The sequence below is a fragment of the Pseudomonas sp. SWRI92 genome, assembly GCF_014268685.1.
Taxonomy (GTDB): domain Bacteria; phylum Pseudomonadota; class Gammaproteobacteria; order Pseudomonadales; family Pseudomonadaceae; genus Aquipseudomonas; species Aquipseudomonas marvdashtae.
In genome coordinates this window covers 121,105-133,852 of the sequence record NZ_JABWQY010000017.1, presented here as the reverse complement: position 1 = coordinate 133,852, position 12,748 = coordinate 121,105, and the positions used below count along the sequence as shown (strand labels likewise).

The 12,748-nt window shown below is 59.9% G+C and carries 12 protein-coding genes and 4 tRNA genes; 5 read left to right on the top strand and 11 right to left on the bottom strand.

Translation table 11 applies throughout. The annotated features are described in order from the left end of the window. The 6 genes from HU762_RS22225 to HU762_RS22200 all read right to left on the bottom strand — a co-directional run. On the bottom strand, nucleotides 1-1,446 hold a 1,446-nt coding region (locus tag HU762_RS22225; protein WP_238340420.1), incomplete at its 3' end, for a DUF6531 domain-containing protein. A 208-nt stretch (nucleotides 1,447-1,654) separates the two neighbouring features. Then, nucleotides 1,655-2,056 carry a sel1 repeat family protein gene (locus tag HU762_RS22220; RefSeq protein WP_186640666.1) on the bottom strand — a complete coding sequence of 134 codons (402 nt, stop codon included), beginning with the start codon at nucleotides 2,054-2,056 and terminating at the stop codon, nucleotides 1,655-1,657. Continuing rightward, on the bottom strand, nucleotides 2,057-2,428 hold the full coding sequence (locus HU762_RS22215; RefSeq protein ID WP_003179080.1) for a hypothetical protein: 372 nt from the start codon (nucleotides 2,426-2,428) through the stop codon (nucleotides 2,057-2,059). Then, nucleotides 2,425-2,766: a helix-turn-helix transcriptional regulator gene (locus tag HU762_RS22210; protein ID WP_186640664.1), complete on the bottom strand. Its 342-nt coding sequence runs from the start codon at nucleotides 2,764-2,766 to the stop codon at nucleotides 2,425-2,427. The genes HU762_RS22215 and HU762_RS22210 overlap by 4 nt, the downstream gene beginning before the upstream one ends. Nucleotides 2,767-2,879: 113 nt before the next feature. Further along, a complete protein-coding gene (locus HU762_RS22205) occupies nucleotides 2,880-3,335 on the bottom strand; it encodes a YkvA family protein (protein WP_186640662.1) in 456 nt (151 codons plus the stop codon). Nucleotides 3,336-3,628: 293 nt separating this feature from the next. After that, on the bottom strand, nucleotides 3,629-4,342 hold the full coding sequence (locus tag HU762_RS22200; protein WP_186640660.1) for an FKBP-type peptidyl-prolyl cis-trans isomerase: 714 nt from the start codon (nucleotides 4,340-4,342) through the stop codon (nucleotides 3,629-3,631). Nucleotides 4,343-4,609: 267 nt separating this feature from the next. On the opposite strand from HU762_RS22200, the gene HU762_RS22195 reads away from it, so the two are divergent. Both HU762_RS22195 and HU762_RS22190 read left to right on the top strand, forming a co-directional pair. Beyond that, nucleotides 4,610-6,415: a di-heme-cytochrome C peroxidase gene (locus HU762_RS22195; RefSeq protein ID WP_186640658.1), complete on the top strand. Its 1,806-nt coding sequence runs from the start codon at nucleotides 4,610-4,612 to the stop codon at nucleotides 6,413-6,415. Between the two features lie 31 nt (nucleotides 6,416-6,446). Continuing rightward, nucleotides 6,447-7,583: a catalase family protein gene (locus tag HU762_RS22190; protein ID WP_186640656.1), complete on the top strand. Its 1,137-nt coding sequence runs from the start codon at nucleotides 6,447-6,449 to the stop codon at nucleotides 7,581-7,583. 91 nt (nucleotides 7,584-7,674) lie between these two features. On the opposite strand, the gene HU762_RS22185 is transcribed toward HU762_RS22190, so the two are convergent. The 4 genes from HU762_RS22185 to HU762_RS22170 form a co-directional block, all read right to left on the bottom strand. Then, nucleotides 7,675-7,751, bottom strand: a tRNA-Asp gene (locus HU762_RS22185). 17 nt (nucleotides 7,752-7,768) lie between these two features. Further along, nucleotides 7,769-7,844, bottom strand: a tRNA-Val gene (locus HU762_RS22180). Between the two features lie 177 nt (nucleotides 7,845-8,021). Continuing rightward, nucleotides 8,022-8,098, bottom strand: a tRNA-Asp gene (locus HU762_RS22175). A 19-nt stretch (nucleotides 8,099-8,117) separates the two neighbouring features. Further along, nucleotides 8,118-8,193, bottom strand: a tRNA-Val gene (locus tag HU762_RS22170). A gap of 160 nt (nucleotides 8,194-8,353) precedes the next feature. On the opposite strand from HU762_RS22170, the gene rdgC reads away from it, so the two are divergent. The 3 genes from rdgC (at nucleotide 8,354) to sugE (ending at nucleotide 10,810) form a co-directional block, all read left to right on the top strand. Next, the gene (gene rdgC / locus HU762_RS22165) at nucleotides 8,354-9,274 is read left to right on the top strand and encodes a recombination-associated protein RdgC (RefSeq protein ID WP_186640654.1); all 921 of its coding nucleotides are present in this window, start codon (nucleotides 8,354-8,356) and stop codon (nucleotides 9,272-9,274) included. Nucleotides 9,275-9,414: 140 nt separating this feature from the next. Beyond that, nucleotides 9,415-10,380: a bile acid:sodium symporter family protein gene (locus HU762_RS22160; protein WP_186640652.1), complete on the top strand. Its 966-nt coding sequence runs from the start codon at nucleotides 9,415-9,417 to the stop codon at nucleotides 10,378-10,380. 115 nt (nucleotides 10,381-10,495) lie between these two features. Beyond that, nucleotides 10,496-10,810 carry a quaternary ammonium compound efflux SMR transporter SugE gene (sugE, locus tag HU762_RS22155; RefSeq protein ID WP_186614497.1) on the top strand — a complete coding sequence of 105 codons (315 nt, stop codon included), beginning with the start codon at nucleotides 10,496-10,498 and terminating at the stop codon, nucleotides 10,808-10,810. A gap of 45 nt (nucleotides 10,811-10,855) precedes the next feature. Here sugE and HU762_RS22150 read toward each other — a convergent pair whose 3' ends face one another. Continuing rightward, a complete protein-coding gene (locus HU762_RS22150) occupies nucleotides 10,856-12,730 on the bottom strand; it encodes an MFS transporter (protein ID WP_186640650.1) in 1,875 nt (624 codons plus the stop codon). Nucleotides 12,731-12,748 lie beyond the last annotated feature (18 nt).

Below are 12,748 nucleotides of genomic sequence, written 5' to 3'. Positions count from 1 at the left end.
CAGGCTCGGTCGGGGAAACGTGGTGCGGCGGTTTTCCTGGTCGATCCAGATGACCTGCTCGCCTTCAATCAACAGGCGATGGGCCAGGGCATGGCTCCAGCCACGGCCGAGCCCGACGTCCAGGTCGGCGGCGCTGGTGCGATAAAGGCGGGTGAAGACGAAGGGCATGCGCCCGTCGAGGGTGCCATCTTCCAGGGTCAGCAGTTCTTCGCCAGTGACCATCGACACCGGGCAGCCGTGAGTGCGGGTCTGGTCCGCGTTGTCGGCGGGATCGCCGTTGGGGTTTTTCGATTGGGTGGGGGCGTCGTCGTGGTGTTGGTCTTGTTTCAGCGTGGTATTGCGCTTCGCGTCCCAGCGCAGTTGCATCCGGCCCTTTTTCACAGCGGCGGTGATGCCTCGCGCCGCCACGGTTTTGTAGCGGTCCACGTAGGCCATGAAACCGTTCACCACCGCGAAGATGGCACGAATGAAACGCTTCGCGGCATCCAGCAGGCGAGCGCTGTGCCGAACCAGGCGCATCGACAGATAAGCAATGCCGGCTCCCGCCGCGGCGAACGTCAGGACCACGCCGATCAGCAGGTCGATCACCAACTGCACGAGCATTGTGGATAACGCTTGGGCCGTGCTGCCGGCGAGTTCACTGGGCGGCAGCATGTCCAGCCAGAGACTGGCGGTGCGCACCAGCAAGCACAGCGCCGCTTCGTCACTGGCCAGCAGCTGCAGCTTCGCCATGACCTGCGGTGCCGACTGTGCAAGTTTGGCTAGATCGGCCGCGCCGCTGCCCAACTCCGCGCCGAACCGAACGGGGTCCTTGAGGATGTCCGAGATCAGGCCGATGCTGTCCCACACCCCTTCGATCGCTGCCCAACCGCCGGCGAGCAGGCCATTGCCCACCGCAGCCGCCGACGTAGCCAGGGATTGCTGCGCCCACTGCGGCTTGAAACCCTGCCACTCGCCGCGCAGCCAGTCCGTCAGATCGGAGGTCAGGCCGTCGTAGGAAGAAAACAGTTCTTCGATTTGCTTGGGAGATACCTCGCCCTGGACGTGTACCTGATAGTAGCGACCCGCTTCGCCTTTGAAGGTCCCCACGCCTTGGGCATCCAGCGTGACCGGCGTGATCTTTCCACTGCCGACCTCCACCACATCTACAACGATGCCGCCCAGCGGAATGTCGTACACCGACTCGAGCTTGCTCTCGATCGTCAAGACGCCGCCCTTGGGGCACTGGGCGACGGTGGAGAGAAAATCCGTGTCCTGGATGCTGACCGCCGTGGTGCTGTCACCGAAACGGATCACCCGCTCCATGCCCATCAATGAAGGCAGGTCGGCTAACTGGCTGGCGCCGTCCGCCGCGCGGCTGTACCAGCTCTCGAGCTGCTCGCGGTAAAGGGGAAGGGTCTCTTTGAAACTGTCGAGTGCATCCTCGATGCGGCGCACCTGATCCATCAGGGCAGCGCTCGATCAGAGGCCAACAGGAAAAATCGATCGGGCATGGGCAGGCGTCTCGCGAGGAATCGGGAAGCGCGAGACTGTGCCGGGGAAGGCAGGGGAAATAAGTCAGATAAGGAGACGGATAGCGTAGGACGATTCTGAGATTTGCCCTAAAGGAGATGCCCCATTAGCGAAGAACAAAGACACCGCCTATGGATAACAACTAAGGGGCCTGGCCTTCGAGCGCCTTGAGCTTGATCTCGGCCAACGGATGCCCGGCCTTTGCGGCGAGGGTCCACCAGCGTGCCGCTTCGGCCGGGTCCGGCGCTTTAGTGGCGGTGCCGGCGAGGCTGATGACGCCGACCTGATAGGCGGCCTTGCCATCACCGGCCAGTGCGGCCAATCGCAGCAGGCGAATGCCCTCCTCGCGCGCGCCCAGCCCCTGGCCGCGAAACGTCAGGATATGCCCGTAGAAACTCTGGGCACCGACATCACCCAGGTTCGCCATGCGTGCAAACTGACCTTCGAGCCAGGCCCAGCCACGCGGCTGTCGGACGAACCATGACCAATGAAACAACCGCCGCGCCAGCCAATAGCCGGCCCGCGCCTTGACGCGCCAGAGCACTCAGGCCTCCGCCGATTCGGGGTACTCGTATTCGAATACCCGAACCACTTCCGAAGCATGCCAGGACGCAGCGGCGACGCCGTCGGACGGACCGGAAAAACGACCGAGGCGCTCGACACATTCGAAGAAACCGGTGCGCGGCAATCGGCTGGCACCCTGGCTGATGACCAGCGAACTGCGCAGCGGCTGTTCAGCCCGGGCGTCCAGCGCGGCCAGGTGTTCGAGCGCGGCGGTCAAGGTCTGCATCGCCGGGCTTGGAAGCTGCAAGCGTTCCAGCAAGGCGCGGTATGTCAGCAAATGGCGCTGGCGACGCGCCTGGTCCAACTCCCCCAACAACCCATCCCAATGTTGTCGACTGATGCGTACACTCACAATTCATCCCTCCAACCCGGCACCGTCAGTTCCCAGGCCAGGCTGCGCTTGATCGCGGCATCAGGCTGACGCTCGCCGCTTTCGATCATGGCCAGATAAGACGGGCTGATGCCTACCGTGCGGGCCAGCGCCTCGATGGCGATGCCCTTCCCTTCGCGCAAGCTGCGCAACTGATCCAGACCAGGAAGGACCTGATCGGGTGCCGCCGCATCCTGGGCTTTTGCCTCCCGCGGCGGAGCTTGATTGAGACCTGCTGCCTTCAATAACGACTGGTACTGATCCCACGGCAAAACCGCGTATTCGGGCTCTCCGTCGCGTGTGATTATTTGAATATCCATGTCTACCCCGTAGGACAACAACACTTAGCGAGTCAGCTTTTTTCCTTGGAAGTGTAATCCTAAATAGCAGCCGAGGTCGCGGGGCGATGATGTTCTGGGGCAAACAGGCGGGATCAGGTCTTTTTCGGACCTTGGAGCAGGAGTTGTTCTGGGGTATCGGGAAGTCTTTCGACCAGCGCGAGCTTCTCGGGTGACTGCTGGTCACGCCAGGCGCGGAAGGCACTGAGTTCGTCGTCGAGTGTTTTCATGATCCACGCCAGCACGGCGATGTCGTCGAACATGCCGAACATCGGCAGCAGGTCTGGAATTGCGTCCAGCGGGCTGAGGAAATACATGAGCCCCGCCACGACCGACAATAACGACTTGGCACTGACCGCCCGGTAGTCGCCACGCCAGTAGGCCAGGCACAACGCCTGCAACAAGCGCAGGTCTTCCTTGAGCTTGCCCAGCCGGCCGCCCTCACGCGCCCCTTTGCTGGCAACGGCGAACAGCAACGTCGGCAGTCTACCGCGGGCCAGCAGCCGTCCCGCCAGAGGTAGAAACCGGGTGAAATTCCACGGGGCCTTCATTTTTTCTCCCACTGAAATGTTATCCACACAAATTGTGGATAACCTTGTGAACAGAGCTGCATTTCACCGCTGAAGCCCCCGTTTAATAAGGGCCCGGCTTAGATCGGGCGTTTTTTACTCACATAAAAAAACCCAATATTTCATTGACTTGATCGGCCAACTGCGTCTAGCGCAGCGCCTGTATTGCCTATGACTGTAGCCCACCCCGAGCGTTCGGTTTTTTTGTCATTCACCGACCGCCAGATGCAACAACGCCCCGCATAAGCGAGGCGTTGTCGTTATAGCAGACGCGATTACTTGGCTGCGTCTTCTTTTGCCGGATCCTTGATTGCCAGCAGTTCCAGGTCAAACACCAGGACCGAATTGGCAGGGATGGCCGGGCTCGGGCTCTGGGCACCGTAGGCCAGCTCGCTCGGGATGTACAGCTTGTACTTCTCGCCGACGTGCATCAGTTGCAGGCCTTCGACCCAACCCGGGATCACGCCGCTGACCGGCAGGTCAATCGGGCTGCCACGCTCCACGGAGCTGTCGAACACAGTGCCGTTGGTCAACTTGCCGGTGTAGTGAACGGTCACCACGTCGGTCGGCTTGGGCTGTGCGCCGTCGGCTTTCTTGACCACTTCATACTGCAGGCCGGAAGCGGTGGTAGTAACACCCGCCTTCTTGCCATTTTCTTCGAGGAATTTCTTGCCGGCCGCTGCCGACTCTTCACTCATCTTGGCCATGCGTTCTTCGGCACGCTTTTGCAGGGCGGCGAAGGCTTCGACCAGTTCTTCGTCTTTCAGCTTCTGTTCTTTCTTGCCGACGGCATCTTCGATGCCCTGGGCGACTGCTTTGGAGTCCAGGTCATCCATACCTTCCTGAGCCAGGCTCTTGCCCATGTTCAGGCCAATGCCGTAGGAAGCTTTCTGCGCCGGGGTTTTCAGCTCTACGCTGGTCTGCGAGTCACAACCCGCGAGTACCAGGCCAACCAGGGCTACCGCCGCCGCCAACCGATGCTGTTTCATGCTATTTCCTTGTTCATGCGCCTAAAGGGCAATCGAGTAAAGCCGCGAGCTTATCAGGCGGCCACGACCAATGGCTACCGGCATGTGAGCCACAAAGCGATGATAAGTTCAGGCCGGCAAACGCTTTTTGATCCTGGGCAGATGAAGCATCTGTCATCTATTACGTACAGAGACACATTGCCGCCCCATACGGCCCAAGATAATGGCCACTTGCCGGCCAGCCGGCACTGAGGCATAAGGACATATCAAAAAAACAAGGACGTTACCGTGCGCCTCCTCTCTCGCATTCTCTTGCTGTTACTCGCCCTGCTCATCATTGCCGTGGCCGTCGTGCTTTATTACGTCGCCAACCCGCGCTTGCCGGCCTATACACCCGTGGAGCAGGTGCATTACCTGGACCAATGGAGCGCGGCAGAGCGCCAGACTTACTATTTCACCCCCCAGGGCACCCAGGTCAAGGGCCTGCATTACGAGTGGTTCACGGCCCTCGAATTGCCGTTCTCGCAACAGCGTTTCTCTTCACCGCAATATCTGGCGCGCTTCGGGTTCCTGGTCGATCCGGCACAGAAAGCCACGCCGGAAAACCCCGGCAACTTGCCGGTAGGTTTCACCCGTCACCAAAATGCGGGCAGCAACGAACAATATCTGGATATTACGTGCGCCGCCTGCCACACCGGCGAGCTGCACTTCAAAGGCCAGGCAATACGGATCGACGGCGGCTCCGCCCAACACGTATTGCCGTCGACTGTTCCGACATTGCGCGGAGGCAGTTTCGGACAGGCATTGGTCGCAAGCCTCGCCTCGACCTACTACAACCCCTGGAAATTCGAGCGCTTCGCCCGCCAAGTGCTGGGCAAGGACTACGACGCCCGCCATGAAGAACTGCGCAAGGCCTTCAAGGTTTCCCTGGACACGTTCCTGCGCACGGCCTGGAACGACACTCATCGTGGCCTCTATCCCACCGAGGAAGGTCCGGGCCGTACCGACGCCTTTGGTCGCATCGCCAACGCCAGCTTCGGCGACGCCATCTCGGAGGAAAACTACCGGGTCGCCAACGCGCCGGTGGATTACCCTCAGCTGTGGGAAATGTGGACATTTGACTGGGTGCAGTGGAACGGCTCGGCCCAGCAACCGATGGCGCGCAATGTCGGCGAGGCCTTGGGAGTCGGCGCCACGCTGAATTTCTTCGACGCCCAGGGCAAGCCGCTGCAGGGCGATGCGCGCTACCCTTCCAGCGTGCGCGTGCGCGACCTGAACAAGATTGAAGAAACCTTGCAACTGCTCAAGCCTCCGGCATGGCCGGAGGCGCTGCTGGGCTCGATCGACAAGCCTTTGGCCGCCAAAGGCCGGGTGCTGTTCGCCGAGAACTGCGCCGGCTGCCATGTCCAAAAAGTGGTTCAGGGGCCCGACAGACCGGTCCAGCAATTGCACATGCTGCCGGTGAAAGTGATCGGCACCGACCCCGGCACCGCCAATAATATCGCTGACCATCGCTTCAACCTGACCAGTCTGCAATGGGACCCGGCCGAGCTGGCGAAGCTGGACGTGCAACTGCACCCGACGCCGACAGAGCCACTGGATCTCAGCCAGGTTTCGGTTGCCAAGGGCCTGGCCTATGTCACCGCATTTGTCGAAAACCGTGCTTATCGCGACGCCGGCGTGACGCCGGTCGAGCGCCCGGCCCTGGACGGTTTCGGACTGCCCATCGGGGTACGCGAGTTGCGCGCCTACAAGGCCCGGCCACTAGCAGGTGTCTGGGCCACTCCACCGTTCCTGCACAACGGCTCGGTGCCGACGATTTATCAACTGTTGTCCCCCCAGGCCGAGCGGGCAACGACCTTCTATAAAGGCAGCTTCGAATATGACCCGCGCCATTTGGGCTATCGCACCGAAGCCTTTGCCAACGGTTTTCTTTTCGATACCAAGATCACCGGCAACCACAACAGCGGCCACGAATTCCGCTCAGGCGAGCGAGGCAACGGCGTCATTGGCCGCTTGCTGCAACCGCAGGAACGCTGGGCCTTGCTGGAGTATTTGAAAGTATTGGGCGGGCCGCTGGAGTCGCAACTGTAATGATGAACCCCACAGGTAAAAGGATGTTTGCATGTTGATCACGCTCTGGCTGCGCCTCGGCGCCTTTTTGGGCAAGACGCTCTTGTGGCTGCTGGGCATCGGGCTGCTCGGCTGGGCCTTGTCCACCGCTTGGTTTGCCTGGCAACACAGCGGCTCGGTCTCGGACAAGGAGCAGATCCCCCCGGGCGAAAGCGCCATGACCCAGGACATCATCCAGACGGCCATCCGCATCGTCGATCAGCACCGCGAAGGCACCCGCTACCTGCGCGATGCCCACGCCAAGGCTCACGGTTGTGTCATGGCCGAAGTCCAAGTGCCGAACGATCTGCCAGCGCCTCTGCGCCAAGGGGTATTTGCCGAACCGGGCAAGACCTGGCAGGCAACAATCCGCCTATCCAACGGTAACGCCTATCCGCAATTCGACAGCTTGCGCGACGCGCGGGGGATGGCGATCAAGTTGCTGGACGTGCCCGGCAAGCAACTGCTCGCGGGTCGGCAATCACAAGGCGAGCAGGACTTCGTGATGTTCAATCATCCGAACTTCTTCGTCAGTGATGTCGCCGAGTATCGTCAGAATGTGGCCGCTCAGGCTGACGGAAAGAAGGCAATGGCGTTCTTCCCGAGCCTGGATCCGCGCACTTGGCAGATCCGTCATCTATTCATCGCCCTGTCGACACTCTCGCCGCCCCCAACCAGTCCGACCCAGACCACCTACTTCTCGGTATCGCCTTACAAATTCGGCGCGGCCAATGCCAAGTTTCGCGTCGCACCGGACCCGGACAGCTGCCCAAGCTACGCCTTGCCTGCGCAGAACCAGGACCTGCCGAATTTCTTGCGCAGCGCATTGAACCAGCAGTTATCCACAGATCGCGTGCCGGCCTGTTTTGTCTTGCAGATCCAGCGTCAGGATCCGAGCAAGTACATGCCCATCGAAGACACCAGCATTGAATGGCAGGAAGACGATGCACCGTTCGAGACGGTGGCGCGGATCAAGGTGCCGGCTCAGGACTTCGACACGCCCAAGCTGAACCTGGCTTGTGATAATCAGTCCTTCAACCCTTGGTTCGGCATCGAGGCTCATCGGCCTATTGGCGGTATCAACCGTTTGCGCAAGGCCGTGTATGAGGCGGTCAGTGATTATCGTCATAGCCGTAATGCCGAGCAGTAGAGAGAGGCAAATGCCAGCCAACAAAAAGCCCGCTCAAATGAGCGGGCTTTTTGTTGGCAACCTGGCGTTCAGCATTCCAGGTGACCGAATATGGCGCAGCGGACGGGACTCGAACCCGCGACCCCCGGCGTGACAGGCCGGTATTCTAACCGACTGAACTACCGCTGCGCGTAACATTGAAAGTTTGGTGGGTGATGACGGGATCGAACCGCCGACATTCTGCTTGTAAGGCAGACGCTCTCCCAGCTGAGCTAATCACCCTTCACTTTCGATGCGGTGCGCATTCTCTCACAGTTTTTTATAACGCGCTGATTTAATTGAAAAAAACAGCAAAAAAAAAGATTCATGCGTACCGCGGGTAAATTGCAAACAGCAAAAAGCCCGCGTTAGCGGGCTTCTTTTGGTGACCTGGCGTTCAGTGTTCCAGGTTACCAAATATGGCGCAGCGGACGGGACTCGAACCCGCGACCCCCGGCGTGACAGGCCGGTATTCTAACCGACTGAACTACCGCTGCGCGTAACACTTGAAACGAATGGTGGGTGATGACGGGATCGAACCGCCGACATTCTGCTTGTAAGGCAGACGCTCTCCCAGCTGAGCTAATCACCCTTCGCTTTCGGTGTGGCGCGCATTCTACGGAGCACTCCCTAAGCTGGCAAGCACTTTTTAAATTAATTTTCTCAGGCCTTCCAAAGGCTTAGCTAAGGGTTGGCCTATGGCGCCGCGAAGAGAATAATGCCCCCCTTTGTATAAAGGAGAGACTCACCCCATGTGGTTCAAGAACCTGCTTATCTATCGCCTGACCCAAGATCTGCCTGTTGATGCCGAGGCGTTGGAAACTGCACTGGCGACCAAACTGGCACGCCCATGTGCAAGCCAGGAGTTGACCACTTACGGTTTCGTCGCGCCCTTCGGTAAAGGCGAAGACGCGCCCTTGGTGCATGTCAGCCAGGATTTCCTGCTGATCGCCGCACGCAAGGAAGAACGCATCCTGCCCGGCAGCGTCGTGCGCGACGCCGTGAAGGAAAAGGTCGAAGAGATCGAAGCCGAACAAATGCGCAAGGTCTATAAAAAGGAACGGGACCAGATCAAGGATGAAATCATCCAGGCGTTCCTGCCTCGTGCATTCATCCGTCGCTCGTCCACGTTCGCCGCCATCGCGCCGAAACAGGGCCTGATCCTGGTCAACTCCGCCAGCCCGAAACGCGCCGAAGACCTGCTTTCCACCCTGCGCGAAGTCATCGGCACGCTGCCGGTACGCCCGCTCACCGTGAAGACGGCGCCGACCGCGATCATGACCGACTGGGTCAAGACTCAGAAAGCCGCAGACGATTTCTTCGTGCTGGACGAATGTGAACTGCGCGACACCCATGAAGACGGCGGCATCGTTCGTTGCAAGCGCCAGGACCTCACCAGCGACGAAATCCAACTGCACCTGAGCACTGGCAAGGTCGTGACGCAGCTGTCGCTGGCCTGGCAGGACAAGTTGTCCTTCGTGCTCGACGACAAAATGGTAGTCAAGCGCCTGAAGTTCGAGGACTTGCTGCAGGACCAGGCGGAACAGGACGGCGGCGACGAAGCCTTGGGCCAGTTGGACGCCAGCTTCACCCTGATGATGCTGACATTCGGTGAGTTCCTGCCGGCGCTGGTTGAAGCGTTGGGCGGTGAAGAGATTCCGCAGGGAATCTAACGGCAGAAGTTGTCCTTTGGGAGCAAGCCCGCTCGCGATGACGGTCGATGATCCACAGAAATGTGGGCCGACAATCCGTTATCTTAAGCAGGCTCGCTTTCATGTCGGGTTGTGCTGCAACTAATAATAAGGATCAGGTCATGCGCGCACTGGTTGCATTGAGTCGTTTTGTCGGCAACACCTTCGCTTACTGGGTACTGTTGTTTGCGATAGTGGCGTTTCTATTTCCACAATGGTTTGTCGATCTGAAAGTAGCCATTGTGCCGTTGCTTGGCCTGGTGATGTTCGGCATGGGCCTGGCCCTGAAGACCGAGGATTTTGCCGAGGTGGCCCGCCATCCGGGACGCGTCGCCCTGGGAGTTGCAGCTCAGTTCGTGATCATGCCAGGCACCGCGTGGCTGCTTTGCCAGCTATTCAGCCTGCCGCCGGAAATTGCCGTGGGGGTGATCCTCGTAGGCTGCTGCCCGAGCGGCACATCCTCCAACGTCATGACCTGGCTGGGTCGCGGTGACCTGGCCTTGGCCGTGTCGATCTCGGCCATCACTACCCTGCTCGCCCCGGTGATTACCCCGGCGCTGATCTGGCTATTGGCCTCGGCCTGGTTGCCGGTGTCGTTCTCGGCGCTGTTCTGGTCTATCTTGCAAATAGTCCTGTTGCCAATCTTCCTTGGCGTCGTCGCCCAACGTTTGCTGGGTGAACGGGTTCGTCTCGCCGTCGATGTGTTGCCGTTGGTGTCGGTGGTGAGCATCGTGATCATCGTCGCAGCAGTGGTAGCGGCCAGTCAGGCGAAGATCGCCGAATCCGGCCTGCTGATCATGGCGATCGTGATGCTGCACAACAGCTTTGGCTACTTGTTGGGGTATTTCACCGGGCGCCTGTTCGGATTGCCACTGGCCCAGCGCAAAACCTTGTCGCTGGAGGTGGGCATGCAGAACTCCGGCCTCGGCGCGGCCCTGGCCAGTGCGCATTTTTCGCCGCTGGCGGCGGTCCCCAGTGCACTGTTCAGCGTCTGGCACAATATTTCCGGCGCGTTACTGGCAACCTACTTCCGGCGCATGAGTGAAAAGCAGGACCGCGAGCTGCTTGCCCGCCAAGCGGCGGACTGACCGGGAGACTTGACCGAATAGTCAGCATTGGGCATTCTTCGCCCAATGCGGGGACGACCCCGCAACTGCACAGCGTTTTATCCGGGGACGACCCCATCCATCGATGAGGTGTGTGATGTCCTGGATCATTCTGTTTTTCGCTGGCTTGTTTGAAGTCGGTTGGGCTGTGGGCCTGAAATACACCGACGGCTTTTCCCGTCCCCTCCCCACTGCATTGACCGTTGCGGCCATGGTGATCAGCCTTGGCCTGCTGGGCCTTGCCATGAAAGAGCTGCCGCTGGGCACCGCCTATGCAATCTGGACCGGCGTCGGTGCCGTGGGCACGGTGATCGCCGGGATCATTCTGTTTGGCGAGTCGATGGCGTTGATTCGGTTGGCCAGCGTGGCGTTGATCATTGCCGGGTTGATCGGCCTCAAGGTCAGCACCTGAACCGAATGCAGGAGCCGGACTTGCCGGTTCCTGCATCGTCTTGCGTTATCGGACCGCGCCGCGCAGTTCTCCCACCATCGCCTGCAACTTCGCAGGCTCAGCCGTCTCGACCGTAACCGCCGAACCCGCCACCAGGGTCACTCGCGACCAGAACCGGCGAAAAAGCCCCTTGTCCGGATCGCGGCTGAAGAAGCTGCCCCACAAGCCCTGCAACGCCAAGGGAATCACTGGCACCGGGGTTTCCTGGAGGATGCGTGTCAGTCCGCTCTTGAACTCATTGATCTCACCGTTGGCGGTCAATTTTCCTTCAGGAAAGATGCACACCAGCTCGCCGTCCTTCAGGTATTGGGCGATTCGGCTGAAGGCCTTTTCATAGATCTGGATATCTTCCTGGCGCCCGGCGATCGGAATTGTGCCCGCGGTGCGAAAGATAAAGTTCAGGACCGGCAGGTTGTAGATCTTGTAATACATCACAAAACGAATCGGCCTACGCACCGCGCCGCCGATCAGTAAGGCATCGACAAAGGACACGTGATTGCATACCAACAGCGCCGCGCCCTCATCAGGAATCGCTTCGAGGTTGCGATGCTCCACGCGGTACATGGAATGGCTCAGCAGCCAGATCATGAAACGCATGCTGAACTCGGGAACGATCTTGAAGATGTAGGCATTGACGCCAATGTTCAGCAGCGACACCACCAGGAACAGCTGCGGGATCGACAGTTTGGCCAGGCTCAGCAAGACGATGGAAACGATCGCCGAGACCACCATGAACAGTGCGTTGAGAATGTTGTTGGCGGCAATCACCCGCGCCCGCTCGTTCTCCACGGTACGCGACTGAATGAGGGCGTAGAGCGGCACGATGTAAAAACCGCCAAAAATCCCTAGGCCAAGAATGTCGATCAGCACCAGCCAGGCATGCCCGAACCCCAGGATCTGCAGCCAGCCGTGGCCGTCCACACTGTCGGGGATTGCGCCGGAATGCCACCACAAGAGCAGCCCGAACACGGTCAACCCGAAGGAGCCGAACGGCACCAGGCCAATCTCCACTTTGCGCCCCGAGAGTTTTTCACAGAGCATCGAACCCAGGGCGATCCCCACCGAAAACACGGTAAGGATCAACGTCACCACGGTTTCGTCGCCGTGCATCCACTCCTTGGCATACGCGGGGATCTGCGTGAGGTAGATCGCCCCGACAAACCAGAACCACGAGTTGCCGACAATGGAGCGGGAAACCGCCGGGGTCTGTCCCAGGCCGAGCTTCAACGTGGCCCAGGACTGGCTGAAGATGTTCCAGTTCAAGCGCATCTGCGGCGAGGCCGCCGCCGCCCGTGGAATGCCGCGGCTGGCCAGGTAACCGGCCACGGCGATGCCGACGATGGCCACCGACACCACCGGCGCGTAGTGCGCCGACGACATCATGATCCCCGCGCCGATGGTGCCCGCAAGAATCGCCAGGAACGTGCCCATTTCCACCAGGCCATTGCCGCCGACCAGTTCATCCTCGCGCAACGCTTGCGGCAGGATCGAATATTTTACCGGCCCAAACAGCGCCGAATGCGTGCCCATGGCAAACAGCGCCGCCAGCATCAGCCACAAATGATCGAACAGGAAACCCAGCGCGCCGACCGCCATGATCGCGATTTCGCCGAGCTTGATCAGGCGAATCAGCGCGTCCTTGGCGAACTTTTCTCCGAATTGACCCGCCAGCGCGGAAAACAGGAAGAACGGCAGGATGAACAGCAGCGCGCAAAGGTTGACCCAGATTGAGCGGTCGCCCTCGATGGTCAGCTTGTAGAGGATGGCGAGGATCAGCGACTGCTTGAAAATATTGTCGTTGAACGCCCCGAGGGACTGCGTGATGAAAAACGGCAGGAAGCGCCGCGTGCGAAGCAAGGTGAACTGCGAAGGGTGACCCATCTTCCATGTTCCTGAGTG